This window comes from Actinoplanes sp. NPDC051346 (genome assembly GCF_040682215.1).
Classification (GTDB): domain Bacteria; phylum Actinomycetota; class Actinomycetes; order Mycobacteriales; family Micromonosporaceae; genus Actinoplanes.
Genome location: NZ_JBFBAJ010000015.1, coordinates 31,098 through 44,637, shown reverse-complemented (window position 1 = coordinate 44,637; position 13,540 = coordinate 31,098). Strand labels below are relative to the sequence as shown.

Genomic DNA, 13,540 nt, shown 5'->3' with positions numbered 1-13,540 from the left:
GCGGCGATAGTGTCGGCGGCGGAACCAACCCCACGGGAGTCCGGAGCACCGGGCTGAGAGGGGGGCTGTCGCGGCCCCCGACCGTCGAACCTGATCCGGGTCATGCCGGCGCAGGGAGGAGCGCGTTGTGGACCCTGTTTTCCCGCGTCTACATGTCATCACCGACGCCCGGCCCGGTCGTGATCCGCTCGGCGTCGTCACCGCCGCGGTGGCCGCCGCGGTGCGGCTCGGCCTGGCCGACCGGCTGGCGATCCAGGTCCGGGTCGAGGACGACACCACCGACCGGCTCGCCTTCGCGCTGACCACCGAGATTCTCGACCAGTGCCGCCCGGCCGGCGTCCTCTGCCTGGTCAACGACCGGCTGCACGTCGCGCTGGCGGCCGACGCCGACGGTGCGCACGTCGGCGCCGACGACCTGCCGGTGGCCCTCGCGCGCAAGGTGCTCGGGCCGGGAACCGTCCTCGGAGCGACCTGCCGGGACGAGACGGCGGCCCGGTCGGCGGTCAGGGCTGGAGCGACGTACCTCGGTGTCGGCCCGGCCTTCGCCACCGCCACCAAGACCGGGCTGCCCGCGCCGCTCGGCGCCGCGACGATCGGCACGGTGGCGCGGTCCGTGCCGGGCACACCGGTGGTGGCGATCGGCGGGGTGACCGTCGACACCGCCCCGGCGCTGATCGAGGCCGGTGCCTCCGCCGTCGCGGTCGTCGGCGCCGTCGCCGGAGCCGCGGACCCGGGAGAGGCCACCGCGCGCCTGCTGAAGGCACTGTCGTGACATCACTGCCTCCACCGGACTTGACTGTGGTCGGTGGTGGGATCATCGGCCTGGCCGTCGCGTGGCGCTGCCAGCGGCGGGGCTTGCGGGTCACGGTGTGGGACGGCGACGCCGACGACGCCGCCTGGTATGCCGCCGCCGGCATGCTGGCCCCGGCGGGCGAGACCTCCTTCGGTCAGGAGGCGCTGACCGCTCTCATGATCGAGTCGTCGGCCCGCTGGCCCGCCTTCGCCGCCGAGCTCCAGCGGGAGACCGGAATCGACGTCGGACTCGGCGCACACGGAACGCTGGCGGTCGCCCTGACCGGCGACGACCTGGCCGAGGCGCGGCGCCTGTGGGCCTATCGCGAAGAGCACGGCCTCAAGGTGCACCGGCTGCCGCCGAGCGAGGTCCGCGACCGCGAACCGGCCCTGTCGCCGCGGCTGCGCGGCGGTGCGCACATCCCGGACGACCAGCAGGTCGATCCGCGGCGGGTGGTCGCCGCGCTGCGGACCGCGCTCGGTCCGGCGGTGGTGCGGCGGCGGACGGCGGAGATCCCGCCGGGCCCGGTCGTGGTCGCGGCGGGACTCGGCACCGCGGCGCTCACCGGACTCCCCGTACGGCCGGTGAAAGGCCTGGTGCTGCGCCTGCGCGGCGAGCCGGGGCTGCTCCGGCACGTGGTGGTGGGACACGTCGACGGCAGGCACGTCTACCTGGTTCCCCGCGCCGACGGCGAGATCGTCGTCGGCGCCACCCAGGAGGAACGCGCCGACACCACGGTGACCGCGGGTTCGGTGCTGGACCTGCTGCGGCCCGCCACCGAACTGGTGCCGGAACTGGCCGAGTGCGAGCTCACGGAAACGGTTGTGCGGCATCGTCCCGCCACACCGGACAACGCGCCGCTGCTGGGCCGCACACGCGGCGACGTCATCGTCGCCGCCGGCCACCACCGCAACGGGGTGCTGCTGGCGCCGGTCACCGCCGATCTCATCGCCGACCTGGTGGTCACCGGCCGTCCCGATCCCTTGCTCGAAGCGTTCGCGCCCGGGAGGTTCGCATGAAGATCACGGTCAATGGCGCTGGTCGCACCATCGACATGGACAGCACGGTCGAGCTGCTCGTCGCCACGGTCACCGAGGCGCGTCGGGGCGTCGCGGTCGCGGTCAACGGTGAGGTCGTACCCCGTTCCGCATGGTCGGACGCCCGGCTCAGCGACGGCGACCGGGTCGAGGTCCTCACCGCGGCGCAGGGAGGCTGAGATGGCCGAGCTTTTCGACAAGTCCCGGCTCATCCTCGGCACCGGCGGCGCGGAGAGCCTGGCGGCGCTGGAGGCGGCGATCGTGGCCTCCGGCACCGACATGGTCACCGTCGCGCTGCGGCGGGTCGACGCGGCCGGGCCCGGCCTGCTGCCCCTGCTCGACCGGCTGGGCATGCGCGTGCTGCCGAACACGGCCGGCTGCTACACCGCCTCCGACGCCGTCAAGGCGGCGCACCTGGCCCGGGACGCCTTCGAGACAGACCTGATCAAGCTCGAGGTGATCGGCGACGAGCGCACCCTGCTGCCCGACGGCGTCGAGCTGCTGCGCGCGGCGGAAACGCTGGTCGGCGACGGTTTCCAGGTGCTGCCGTACACCAGCGACGACCCCATCCTGGCCCGCCGCCTGGCCGACGCCGGCTGCGCGGCCGTCATGCCCGCCGGCGCGCCGATCGGTTCGGGATTGGGCATCGGCAATCCCCACCACATCAGGCTCATCCGCGACAGCGTCGACATCCCCGTGATCCTCGACGCGGGCATCGGCACCGCCTCCGACGCGACGCTCGCGATGGAACTCGGCTGCGACGCGGTGCTGATCGCCTCGGCGGTCACCCGGGCAGCCGATCCCGCGCGCATGGCGGCGGCGATGCGGCACGCGGTGGAGGCGGGCCGGCTCGCGGCCGGCGCCGGTCGCATCCCTCGGCGCTACCACGCCCTGGCCTCCACCTCTGACGAGGGGATGCCGGCGTGGTGACCCCGTCCGGCGTCGTCGTGCTCACGGACCGTCGGCTCGCCGCCGGGCCGCTGGTTGAGGTGGTCCGGGCGGCGGTCCGCGGCGGCGCTTCGTGGGTCGTCCTGCGTGACAAGGATCTTCCGTACGGCGAACGCGCCGCCCTCGCCGAGGAACTGAGGACGGTAGCGGGCCGCGAGCGGGTGATCGTGGCCGGCACGGATCCGCTGGGCGGCAACGCCGTGCATCTGTCCGCTGTGGATAACCGGCCTCCTGGGGTGGCCATGGTGGGACGCTCATGGCATGGCACCGAGGATCTCTCCGATGTGGACTACGTCATGGTGTCGCCGATCTTCCCGACTCGGACAAAGCCCGGGTATGGACCGGCGCTGGGTGCCGAGCACGCGGCGAAGCTGGCGGGAGAGACGCGGCCGTGGCTCGCGCTGGGCGGCGTTGATTCGGCCGAACGCGCGGCTGAATGTATGCGGGCGGGAGCGGCGGGCGTGGCGGTGATGGGAGCGATCATGCGGGCGGACGACCCGGAGAGGACGACCCGAATGCTGGCCGAGGCGGTGAACCCATGACGCCGGCGGTGGTGCTCACCATCGCCGGGTCGGACTCCGGCGGCGGTGCCGGGATTCAGGCGGATCTCAAGACGTTCGCCGCCCTGGGCGCCTATGGCGTCAGCGTGCTGACGGCGATCACCGCGCAGAACACGCTCGGGGTCACCGCCATCCATTCGGTGCCTCCGGAGATCGTGGCGGCCCAGTTGGACGCCGTGCTCGCCGACTTCGACGTGGCGGCGGTCAAGGTCGGGATGGTGGGGGATCCGGCCATCGCCGCCGTGATCGCCGCCCGGGCCGCCGAGCTGCCGAACCTGGTGGTGGATCCGGTGCTCGTCGCTACCAGTGGCAGTCTGCTGTCCGGTGTTGCTTCTGTTGCGCCGCTGCTCCCGTACCCTCGCGTTCTGACGCCGAACCGGCACGAAGCCGGCGCCCTCCTCGGTGGCCGGGTCGAGACGGCCGAGGAGATGGCCGCGGCGGCGGAAGCGCTCGCCGGGCGCGGGCCCGAGGCGGTCGTGGTCACCGGCAGTGAGCTGGCCGTCGACATCCTGCACGCCGGGGGTCGGACCGAGACGCTGCGCGGCGAGCCCGTGCCGACCGTCAACAACCACGGTTCCGGCTGCACGTTCTCATCCGCTATCGCCGCGCGGCTGGCGCTCGGCGACGACATCCCGGAGGCCGTGGTCTTCGCCAAGTCCTATGTGGCTCGGGCGCTGGTCGGCGGTCGCGATTGGAAGCTTGGGGCGGGGCCGGGGCCGCTGCATCACTTCGCCTGAGCGGGCTTGTTCGCTCGGGTGGTGAGAAGAGACCACCGGCGCGGCCCCTTGCGGCCCTGTCGCGCCCGGTTCATCACGATTGGGGAGGAAACATGAGGCGCAAGGTGTATGTCGAGGGATCCCGGCCGGACCTGCGGGTGCCGTTCGCCGAGGTCGAGCTGACCGGGGACAATCCGCCCGTCCGGCTCTACGACACGTCCGGTCCGGGCAGTGATCCGGAGGTCGGCCTGCCCCCGCTGCGCGGCCCGTGGATCGCCGCCCGGGGGGACGTCGCGCCGGTCGCGGGCGGCGGGACGCCCCTGGCGGGTGAGCGACCCACTCAGCTCGCCTACGCCCGCGCGGGCATCGTCACGGACGAGATGGAGTTCGTCGCGATCCGCGAGGGCGTCGACGCGTCGGTTGTGCGCGAGGAGATCGCGGCCGGTCGGGCCGTGCTTCCCGTGAACGTCAACCACCCGGAGAGCGAGCCGATGATCATCGGTTCCCGGTTCCTGGTGAAGGTCAACGCCAACATCGGCACGTCCGCGGTCACCTCCTCGATCGCCGAGGAGGTCGACAAGCTGACCTGGGCGACCAAGTGGGGCGCCGACACGGTGATGGACCTGTCGACCGGCAAGCGGATCCACGAGACCCGTGAGTCGATCATCCGCAACTCCCCGGTGCCGATCGGCACGGTGCCCATCTACCAGGCGCTGGAGAAGGTCGACGGCGACCCGGTCAAGCTCTCCTGGGAGATCTTCCGGCAGACCGTGATCGAGCAGGCCGAGCAGGGCGTCGACTACATGACCGTCCACGCGGGAGTGTTGCTGCCGTACGTGCCGCTCGCGGTCAACCGGGTCACGGGCATCGTGTCGCGCGGCGGCTCGATCATGGCGGCCTGGTGCCTGGCCCACCACCGGGAGAATTTCCTCTACGAGAATTTCGCCGAGCTGTGCGAGATCCTCGCCCGCTACGACGTGACCTTCTCGCTGGGCGACGGGCTGCGGCCGGGATCCATCGCGGACGCCAACGACGAAGCCCAGTTCGCGGAGCTGCGCACGCTCGGGGAACTCACCCACGTGGCCTGGGAGCACGGCGTCCAGGTGATGATCGAGGGGCCCGGCCACGTGCCGATGCACAAGATCAAGGAGAACGTCGACCTGCAGCAGGAGCTCTGCTCCGGGGCACCGTTCTACACACTCGGGCCGCTGACCACGGACATCGCGCCCGCGTACGACCACATCACCTCCGCCATCGGCGCCGCGATGATCGGCATGTTCGGCACGGCGATGCTCTGCTACGTGACGCCGAAGGAGCACCTCGGCCTCCCGGACCGTGACGACGTGAAGGCGGGCGTGATCGCCTACAAGATCGCCGCGCACGCCGCCGACCTCGCCAAGGGCCACGTCGGCGCGCAGGCCTGGGACGACGCGCTGTCCAAGGCCCGCTTCGAGTTCCGCTGGGAGGACCAGTTCAACCTGGCGCTCGACCCGGACACCGCCCGGGCATACCACGACGCGACGCTGCCCGCGGCGCCCGCGAAGACGGCGCATTTCTGCTCGATGTGCGGTCCGAAGTTCTGCTCCATGAAGATCACTCAGGAGCTGAAGGAGTATGCCGCGAAGGGGATGAAGGACAAGAGCGACGAGTTCCTGAACTCGGGAGGACGTGTCTACCTCCCGGTGACGACGGCTTCCGCCTCCGACTAGACCGGGTCCGGCCCGGCCGCGTCTGTTACCGCGTCCGGGCTGGCCGTGTCTGTTACCGCGTCCGGGCTGGCCGTGTCTCGGCCGTGTCTCGGCTGGCGGTGTCCGGCCGGGCTGTTTTGGTGCCCGTGTCCGAGGCGGTCCGGGTGGTCCGCTGGCTGGGGTTACTTGCCGAGGCCGCTGACCCAGTCGACGAAGTCCTCGTCCTTGCGGCGGCGCAGCCCGAACTTCTTTCGGCCGCGGCCGCCGCCCGTGGCCGGGTCCTCCGGGGAGTCGGCCATCGGCGGATCACCGGCCGGGCGCTGTGCCGGGGCCACCGGCTGCGGCGGCGTCCTCGGCTGTGACGGGCTCACAGGTTGTGGCGTCGGCAGTGGTGCGCTCGCCGCGGTCGGTTGCGGCAGCGGCTGGCTGATCGCGGTCGGCTCCGGAACCAGCGGTGTCCGCGCGGTCTGCGGCGTGCGCGTGGTCTGCGGCGTGCGCCCGGTCTGCGGCGTGCCTGCGGTCTCCGGTGTCCGCGCGGGCTGCGCCGTGCGTGCGGTCTGTCGCGTCCGCGGCGTCCGTGGGGTCTGCTGAGGCAGCGTCGGTGTCGAATCCGAGCGGGGCGGGACGTCCGCGCGGCCTCGGGCGGATGAGCGCCGGCTCCTGCTGGGCCGGTCGGCGGCCGGGCGCGGCTGCTCCGCCGTAGCTTGCTGCACGGCTTCGGGTGGCAGCGGGCGGGTCGCGGGCTCCGGCACATACGGGGTCGGCTCCGGCGCGGCGTGGCGGCCGAAGCCATCGAAAGAGGTCGGCTCCGGGGGAGTCGCGCCGCGGGAGGGGAACTCGCCGGTGCGGCCGGTGAAGGCGTCCGCGGCACTCGAACGCCGTCCGCCGGAGGCGTCGAAAGCCGGGGTCTCTCCATGCTGACGCAGCGTGGGGGATGCCGTCGGAGGGGGAGCCGTGTCCTGAGCGGGCCCTGTCGACCGACCGGCAGAGGTGTCCGCGGGGGCGGACGGCGTGGCCGCCGATGGGCTCGAGGATGGTTCCGGCGGCCGGGCGCCGGCCGCCGCGATGGCCGGTTCCTGCTTGCCGGCGCGTTGTGGCAGAGGCGGCCGGTTCGCGGTAGCCGTGGCCTGCGAGTCTGCCTCAGCCTGGGAGTCGTCGTCCTCCGGGCTGGGTGCGCGCCGCACCACCGCGGCCAGCACGGAGCCCAGGACGCCGGCGCCGGTGGCGGTCATCGCCGCCCAGTAGGGCACCACCTGGTAGCGGTCGGCGCCCGCGCCGGGACCCGCGATCAGGTAGGAGACGGTCAGCAGCGCCGGACCGGGCAGGCCGGCCAGGGCGATGGTCAGCGTCGGCAGTTCGCGCCGGCGGGCGGCCCAGCCGAGGGCGGCGCCGGCGAGCAGGGCCAGCGCGGGCATCGTGGCCAGGGCCGTTCGCTGGGTCACTGCCGGTGCCAGGAAGGCCGCGTCGAGGACACCCAACCGTACGGCGGGCAGCGGGTCGCCGGGGGCGAGCGACGGCATGACGGAGACGAGGGCGACGAGCCAGATCGCGGCGCCCATCGTGATCAGGCTCCAGCGGGCCACCGCCTGGGCGAGTGCGGCCCACGCGGCGAAGATGCCCACCAGTGCGCCCAGCCCCGCGCAGATCGCGATGACAAGCACCGGGTTCACCCCGGCGACCTGTGCCGTTCGAGCGGGCTGCATGGTGAGTGGCACGACCACGGCCGAGCCGAGTGCCGCGGCGGCGGCGAACGCCATTTCGGTGCCGGTGCCGCCGCGGAAGCCCGGTGCCCATCGGCGCACGTACGCCGTGCCGGCCAGGGCGGCGACCACCGCGGCCGTCATCGGGAACCAGGCGACCCAGGCGAGTTGGGCGGTCCACTGATCACGCGCGGTGATCTCGAGGACCCGGGTCAGGCGCACGATGCCCAAGCCGTATGCCAGCCCCAGCTGGCTCGCGCCCGCGAGCACGCCCACGCCGAGGGTGGCCGACAAAAGCTTGGCCCACGTCCGAAACGCCATGGCGGGCAGGTTACGGAACATCCAGGGGGACCCGCTAGTCGCGAGACCGGTTCTTAAGGCTGACCTCATGCGCGTTCGGCCGGCATCGGCATCGAGCGCCACTTCGGTGACTGTTTCCGTTACCCAGGGTCACACTTTCGGGTTAGCGGTGTCGAGCTGGGGGAGGACACTCTCGGCGATCAGGTCGACGTGGTCAAGGTCGGCCATTTCGATGATCCGTACGTGCACCCGGGTCGCGCCGATCTCCGCCAGCTCGCCGAGGCGCTGCACCAGCGCGTCCGGCGAGCCGACCACTGGGTCCTCCGGCGGCAGGGCGCTCGGCACGTGGAGCGGCGCCGCGCGGCGGTGCGCTTCGGCGTCCGTGCGCCCCAGCGCGACCACGACACCCGCCGACAATGTCAGGGGACGGTCGGCCGGTCGGGCGTACGTGTCGCAGGCCCGGCGTACCCGATCGAAGGCCGCCGCCGTTTCCGCGACCGTCTTGAACGGCATGTTGAATTCGTCCGCGAAGCGGGCGGCGAGTTCCGGCGTGCGCCGCGGGCCCCGGCCGCCGACGATCACCGGCGGTCCGGGCCGCTGCACCGGCTTGGGCAGCGCCGGGGCGTCGAGCAGCCGGTAGTGCTTGCCGTCGTAGGAGTAGGTGGCGCCGTCCGGGGTGGCCCACAGGCCGGTGATGATGGCGAGCTGCTCGGCCATCCGGTCGAAGCGTTCGGCCAGCGGCGGGAACGGGATGCCGTAGGAGGTGTGCTCACGCTCGAGCCAGCCCGCGCCCATGCCGAGCTCGACCCGGCCGCCGCTCATCGCGTCCACCTGGGCGACCATGATCGCCAGTGGTCCGGGCAGCCGGAACGTGGCGGCGTTGACCAGCGTGCCCAGCCGCAGCCGGGAGGTCTCGCGGGCCAGTCCCGCCAGGGTGATCCAGGCGTCGGTCGGCCCCGGCAGGCCCGGGTCGGCGCCCATCGACTGGTAGTGATCGGCCCGGAAGAACCCGTCGAAACCGGCCTCCTCGGCGTGCCGGGCAAGGGCGAGTTGGTCGTCATAGGTGGCGCCGCGGTGCGGCTCGACGAACAGGCAGACGCGCATCGAATTCCTAGGCCATCAGCAGTTCGTGCAGCTCGGCGCTGCACCGGGCGACTTCGGTGAGGTGGGCGCCGCGGCCCAGGGTGCGCGGCCGGGGGATCTTGATGTCGAGGATCTCGCGGATGCGGCCCGGCCGGGGGCTGAGCACCACGACCCGGTCGGCGAGCAGGACCGCCTCGTCGATCGAGTGGGTGACCAGGACGATGGTCGTGTTCAGCTCCATGTGCACACGTTGCAACTCACCCGACAGCTCCTCCCGGGTGAGCGCGTCGAGCGCGGAGAACGGCTCGTCCATGAGCATCACGCGAGGGTTCGCGATCAGCGAGCGGCAGAGCGCGACCCGTTGCTGCATGCCGCCCGAGAGTTCGTGGGGAAATCTCCGCTCGAACCCGGACAGTCCGGTCATAGCGAGCAACTCGTGGGCCCGCTCGCGGTGGGCGGCCTTCCTCCAGCCGAAGATCTGCACCGGCAGCAGGACGTTGTCGAGCACCGAGCGCCACGGCAGCAGGGCCGGCCGCTGAAACATCATCGCCATATCGCGGCGGGGTTTCGTCACTCGGTCGCCTGATACGTGTACCTCTCCCGATGTGGTCGGGAGCAGGCCGGCGATGAGACGTAGCAGAGTGGACTTGCCGCAACCGGAGCGGCCCAGCACGGCGACGAACTCGGCCTCCGCGACCTCGAGGTCGATGGCGCTCAAGGCGTGCACGGTGCCGGAACGTCCCGTAAAGGATCGGGAGACACCGGAGAGACGGATCATCTGCGCGCGCTCCCGATGGAGGGTGATCAATGCGCTGCCACTGTAGCCATATCATGTTCCGCCGCTGTGGCGAGCCTGTCCACAAAGGGTCTTCGATGCACATCTGTCATCGATGATCGATGTCTGTTCCCATACGCTAACGCCGCGAGGTCGTCACACCACCATCCGGCGCCACGGCCCCTCCGCCGGCGACGCCGACCGCCTCAACACCCCCTCGGTTGGGAAGGAACACGGTGCACAGAAGGACATTCACCCGCACGTTCGTGGCCGCCGCGCTGGCCACGACCCTCGCCGCCGCTGCCGGTTGCAGCGACGACGCGGACGACAAGGGCGCGGCCGGCGGCACGCAGGCGCTGGAGAAGGTCACCTACCTGACGTCGTTCGGCACCTTCGGCCGCGACGCATTCGCGTATGTGGCAAAGGAAAAGGGTTACTTCCGCGACGCCGGCTTCGACGTGGAGATCAAGCCGGGCAACGGCAGCGGCGACAACGTCAAGTCGATCGTCGGTGGGCAGGCGCAGTTCGTGCCGATCGACCTCACCGGAGGCCTGCTCGCCGCGGGCGGATCCGGTGGCGCGCCGAAGATCACCGGATTCACCGCCGTGGCGGCGATCCAGCAGCGCACCATGGCGGCGATCATGTCGCTGGACGGCTACGGCATCACCACGCCCAAGGATCTCGAGGGCAAGACCATCGCGGACACCCCCGGCTCGGTCGTGCGCAACCTTTTCCCCACGTACGCCAAGCTGGCCAACGTGGACGCGACCAAGGTCAAGTTCGAGAACGGTACGGCGCAGACGCTGTTCGGCACGCTGGCACAGCACAAGGTGGACGGCATCGGACAGTTCGTGGTCGGCAAGCCCACCATCGAGGGCATCGCGAAGAAGCCCGCGGTGTTGCTGCCCTACAGCGACTACCTCCAGGATCTCTACGGCAACGTGCTGATCACGTCCTCCCAGTACGCCAAGGACAATCCTGACAAGGTCAAGAAGTTCACCGCGGCGCTGCTCAAGGGCCTCCAGGACTCGATCGCCAATCCCGGCGAGGCCGGCACGATTCTGAAGAAGTACGTGCCGACCACGAACCCCGAGTCGGCCTCCGCGGAGCTGACGCTGATGGGTCCGTTCGTGCGCTCGGAGGCCTCCGGCGTGCCGGTGGGCGCTCTGGACAGCCAGCGCGTGGCGCGCAGCATCGCGATCCTGCAGGGCTCCGGGCAGATCCCCGCCGGGCTCACGCCCGAGCAGGTCATCACGTTCGACCTGGTGCCGAACGCCTGATCCGGTCCGGTCGCGGGGTGCCCCGCTCGGCGCCCCGCGACCGGCGGAGGAAGCGATGAGACATGACTGACCTGGCGAGCACGCCCGCGTCCGCGACGGCGCCGGCCGCGGCGCCCGTTCCCCGCCGTACGCTCGGTGCCCTGCTGTGGCCGCTTCTCGGCCTGGCCGCCGCGGTCGTCGCGTGGTGGACCGCCACCGCGTTCCTCGAGATCAACACGGTGGTGCTGCCGAGTCCGTCCGACGTGGCCGACGGTTTCGACCGCTACCGCGAGCTGCTGCTCGTCGAGGCCTGGCACACCGCCGTGTCGACCGTGCTCGGCTTCGGCATCTCGCTGGTCATCGGTGTGCTGATCGGCGTGGCCATCGCCGCCTGGCGTCCGGTCGAGCGGATGTTCTCCCCGCTGCTGGTGGCGTTCAACGCGGTCCCCAAGGTCGCGCTCGCGCCGCTGATGCTGATCTGGTTCGGGTACGGCCAGACCCCGGTCCTGGCCATGGCGTTCATGGTGTGTTTCTTTCCGATCGTGCTTTCCACGGCGACCGGGCTGACCACCACTCCGGTGGACCTGGCCGAGTTGGCCCGCTCCATGGACGCCTCATGGGCACAGATCTTCTGGCGGGTCCGGCTGCCCGCCGCCCTGCCCCAGATCTTCGTCGGCCTCAAGGTCGCCATGCCGCTCGCGGTGATCGGCGTGGTGGTCGGCGAGATGCAGTACGGCGAGACCGGCCTGGGCATGATCATCGTGCAGACCAGCGGCCAGGGCGACACCCCCACGGCGTTCGCCGCGATCACGCTGCTCGCCCTGGTGAGCATCGTGCTGTATTACCTGCTGGTGCTCATCGAGTGGCTCGCGCTGCCATGGGTACGGGCGACAACTTCAGCGCGCTGAGCCTGTGCCCGGTGAGCCTGGGCCCGTGGACGCCGCGGCGAGCCGAATTTGTGGCCGCCGCGGCGTTGAGTCGCGGCTGAGGTGCGCGGTGCTGAGTCCGTACCCGGAAAGTGGGCGCCGGTGTTCCTGGGTCTCGGATTCCTCAGCTCAGCAGGCGCCAGCGGCCGCTGCGGGCGACCAGCAGTGTCAGTGCCTGCGGCATGAGGCCCGAGTGGTTGTCCGGGGTGAGTCGGATCGGCCCGGACAGGCCGTCGGTCTGTGACGTCTCCAGGATGTCGCGGATCTGCTGGCGATCGCCGCCGGCCTTCGCGACCGCGGCGGCGATCAAGCTCACCGCGTCGGCGCCGAACGAGGCGACTCCCGAGTAGCTGCCGTAGCGGGAGGTGTAGTCGCGGAACCACTGCTTGCGGGCGGCTTTGGCCGGTGTCGTCGCGATCACGTCGTCGATCGCGAGGATCTGCGTGAACACCATGGTGGTGTTGCTCGTGGCCGCCGCGGCTTCCTGGGGCAGGAAGAGATCGCCCGCGGCCGCCGCGTCGAAGTAGAGGCGGCCCTGGTAGCCGGCGACCTTGGCGCTCATCGCGGCGAGTGTCGCCTGGTCCGGGCCGGTCCAGACGACGAGGGCGTCCGGTTCGGAGTCGGTCAGCGTGCCGACGGTCTGGGTGACGTCCGTGGCGGTCGGCTTGACCGGCAGGTGGTTGGTGACCCGGATGCCGGCGCGCGACAGCTGTGCCGTCATGCGGACGCGGCCGCCTTCGCCGTAGAGATCGTCGGAGTAGAGCAGGGCGACCGACTTGGTGTGGGTGCGGACCAGTTCGGCGACGAGTGCGGCCGCGCTGTCGTTCGCGTTGGGGCCGAGCTTGAAGATGTACCTGCGGCTCTCGACCGGGGAGCTGACCTCGTCGGCCGCGGCCAGGGCGATGGTGGGTACCCGCTTGTCGTTGATCGCCTTGGCGGCGCCGACCACGCATTCGTTGCAGCCGCCGGTGATGATCGCGGCGACCGACGCGTCGTCGGCGAGCGTGCTGATGTTGCGCAGCGACGCGGTCGGATCGGATTTGTTGTCCTGGATGCGGAGCACGAGGTTGTGCTTGCCGAGTAGGCCGGATGCGTTGACCTGCTCGACCCGGAGTTGCAGCGCGCGGGCGTACGCGGCGTCCATCGCCGAGCCCGATGCCAGGTCGGCGCCGATGACGATGGTGGGCTTCTCGCCGGGTTCGCTGCCGGAGTCGCAGCCCGTGAGCGCGGATATGACGAGCGCCGATGCGGCGGCGGACGCCGTCAGGCGACGGGGGAGCCTCACTGGGGTGCCTCCTCGAGGGCGGAGCCGGACAAGATGTGTCCTGAGAAACGCGATGTTGTCCGGAGTGGACCGCGAAAACACGGACAGCCCGTCCGTCCAATCGCGCCAAACCTTGCCAACGTGAAGGTTGCTGGTCAAGCCGCACCCGACGTGGTGTGCGGGACGGGGATCCCACATAGTGGTTGGAATCTTGATGGATGAGCGTCACTGTGTCGACACGTACCGTTGTTTCGGTTACATTCGCGCACGTCAACGCCTACGCACTGTCGCTTGTCGACCCGTAACGGTGATTGCCAGGCGTCCGTGAACCCTGTTTCCGGGGAGTCTCGGGCTTCCCAAACGGTTGCCGACTCTGATGAAATCGCGGCCGTGCCGCGTGTGGCTCGAGCCTTGCCGCAGTCGTCGGTTTGGCCCGGGCGGCAGCGACCGGGCGGGCGAAGAGATGCGGGGATGATCAACGAGGAGATGTC

Annotated in this window: 13 protein-coding genes and 1 riboswitch; of the genes, 9 read left to right on the top strand and 4 right to left on the bottom strand. The window is 71.1% G+C overall.

Annotated elements, in window-relative coordinates; all coding sequences use genetic code 11:
- Positions 1–22 precede the first annotated feature (22 nt).
- A riboswitch (TPP riboswitch) is annotated at positions 23–134 on the top strand.
- From thiE to thiC, 7 genes are all read left to right on the top strand, one after another.
- Positions 128–772 (top strand): thiamine phosphate synthase, encoded by a 645-nt coding sequence (thiE, locus tag AB0M36_RS30920; RefSeq protein WP_364164658.1) that lies wholly within the window; start codon positions 128–130, stop codon positions 770–772. It overlaps the preceding riboswitch by 7 nt.
- Complete coding sequence (gene thiO / locus AB0M36_RS30915) at positions 769–1,812, top strand: glycine oxidase ThiO (protein WP_364164655.1); 1,044 nt, start codon at positions 769–771, stop codon at positions 1,810–1,812. The genes thiE and thiO overlap by 4 nt, the downstream gene beginning before the upstream one ends.
- Positions 1,809–2,009 carry a sulfur carrier protein ThiS gene (thiS, locus tag AB0M36_RS30910; RefSeq protein ID WP_364164652.1) on the top strand — a complete coding sequence of 67 codons (201 nt, stop codon included), beginning with the start codon at positions 1,809–1,811 and terminating at the stop codon, positions 2,007–2,009. Before thiO ends, thiS begins: the two co-directional genes overlap by 4 nt.
- Position 2,010: 1 nt before the next feature.
- A complete protein-coding gene (locus tag AB0M36_RS30905) occupies positions 2,011–2,760 on the top strand; it encodes a thiazole synthase (RefSeq protein WP_364164650.1) in 750 nt (249 codons plus the stop codon).
- Positions 2,754–3,320 carry a thiamine phosphate synthase gene (locus AB0M36_RS30900; RefSeq protein ID WP_364164647.1) on the top strand — a complete coding sequence of 189 codons (567 nt, stop codon included), beginning with the start codon at positions 2,754–2,756 and terminating at the stop codon, positions 3,318–3,320. Before AB0M36_RS30905 ends, AB0M36_RS30900 begins: the two co-directional genes overlap by 7 nt.
- Positions 3,317–4,075 carry a bifunctional hydroxymethylpyrimidine kinase/phosphomethylpyrimidine kinase gene (gene thiD, locus AB0M36_RS30895; RefSeq protein ID WP_364164644.1) on the top strand — a complete coding sequence of 253 codons (759 nt, stop codon included), beginning with the start codon at positions 3,317–3,319 and terminating at the stop codon, positions 4,073–4,075. Before AB0M36_RS30900 ends, thiD begins: the two co-directional genes overlap by 4 nt.
- Before the next feature lie 92 nt (positions 4,076–4,167).
- A complete protein-coding gene (gene thiC / locus AB0M36_RS30890) occupies positions 4,168–5,763 on the top strand; it encodes a phosphomethylpyrimidine synthase ThiC (protein WP_364164641.1) in 1,596 nt (531 codons plus the stop codon).
- Positions 5,764–5,924: 161 nt separating this feature from the next.
- Here the strand turns inward: thiC and AB0M36_RS30885 are convergent, their stop codons facing one another.
- The 3 genes from AB0M36_RS30885 to AB0M36_RS30875 form a co-directional block, all read right to left on the bottom strand.
- Positions 5,925–7,763, bottom strand: coding sequence for a hypothetical protein (locus AB0M36_RS30885; protein WP_364164638.1), 1,839 nt, complete (start codon positions 7,761–7,763; stop codon positions 5,925–5,927).
- Between the two features lie 129 nt (positions 7,764–7,892).
- Positions 7,893–8,846, bottom strand: coding sequence for an LLM class F420-dependent oxidoreductase (locus AB0M36_RS30880; protein WP_364164635.1), 954 nt, complete (start codon positions 8,844–8,846; stop codon positions 7,893–7,895).
- Positions 8,847–8,853: 7 nt separating this feature from the next.
- Positions 8,854–9,603 (bottom strand): ABC transporter ATP-binding protein, encoded by a 750-nt coding sequence (locus tag AB0M36_RS30875; RefSeq protein WP_364164940.1) that lies wholly within the window; start codon positions 9,601–9,603, stop codon positions 8,854–8,856.
- A gap of 233 nt (positions 9,604–9,836) precedes the next feature.
- Between AB0M36_RS30875 and AB0M36_RS30870 the strand changes: the two genes are divergently transcribed.
- Positions 9,837–10,880 (top strand): ABC transporter substrate-binding protein, encoded by a 1,044-nt coding sequence (locus AB0M36_RS30870; protein WP_364164632.1) that lies wholly within the window; start codon positions 9,837–9,839, stop codon positions 10,878–10,880.
- A 62-nt stretch (positions 10,881–10,942) separates the two neighbouring features.
- Positions 10,943–11,767: an ABC transporter permease gene (locus tag AB0M36_RS30865; protein WP_364164629.1), complete on the top strand. Its 825-nt coding sequence runs from the start codon at positions 10,943–10,945 to the stop codon at positions 11,765–11,767.
- Between the two features lie 142 nt (positions 11,768–11,909).
- On the opposite strand, the gene AB0M36_RS30860 is transcribed toward AB0M36_RS30865, so the two are convergent.
- Positions 11,910–13,070, bottom strand: a complete 1,161-nt coding sequence (locus AB0M36_RS30860; protein WP_364164626.1) for an ABC transporter substrate-binding protein — start codon at positions 13,068–13,070, stop codon at positions 11,910–11,912.
- Positions 13,071–13,540 lie beyond the last annotated feature (470 nt).

What these genes read in the sequence shown, in the direction of transcription:
- thiS (WP_364164652.1), top strand. Translation starts at nt 1,809, where the DNA reads ATGAAGATCACGGTCAATGGCGCTGGTCGCACCATCGACATGGACAGC.
- AB0M36_RS30905 (WP_364164650.1), top strand. Translation starts at nt 2,011, where the DNA reads ATGGCCGAGCTTTTCGACAAGTCCCGGCTCATCCTCGGCACCGGCGGC.
- thiD (WP_364164644.1), top strand. Translation starts at nt 3,317, where the DNA reads ATGACGCCGGCGGTGGTGCTCACCATCGCCGGGTCGGACTCCGGCGGC.
- thiC (WP_364164641.1), top strand. Translation starts at nt 4,168, where the DNA reads ATGAGGCGCAAGGTGTATGTCGAGGGATCCCGGCCGGACCTGCGGGTG.
- AB0M36_RS30885 (WP_364164638.1), bottom strand. Translation starts at nt 7,763, where the DNA reads ATGGCGTTTCGGACGTGGGCCAAGCTTTTGTCGGCCACCCTCGGCGTG.
- AB0M36_RS30880 (WP_364164635.1), bottom strand. Translation starts at nt 8,846, where the DNA reads ATGCGCGTCTGCCTGTTCGTCGAGCCGCACCGCGGCGCCACCTATGAC.
- AB0M36_RS30875 (WP_364164940.1), bottom strand. Translation starts at nt 9,603, where the DNA reads ATGATCCGTCTCTCCGGTGTCTCCCGATCCTTTACGGGACGTTCCGGC.
- AB0M36_RS30865 (WP_364164629.1), top strand. Translation starts at nt 10,943, where the DNA reads ATGACTGACCTGGCGAGCACGCCCGCGTCCGCGACGGCGCCGGCCGCG.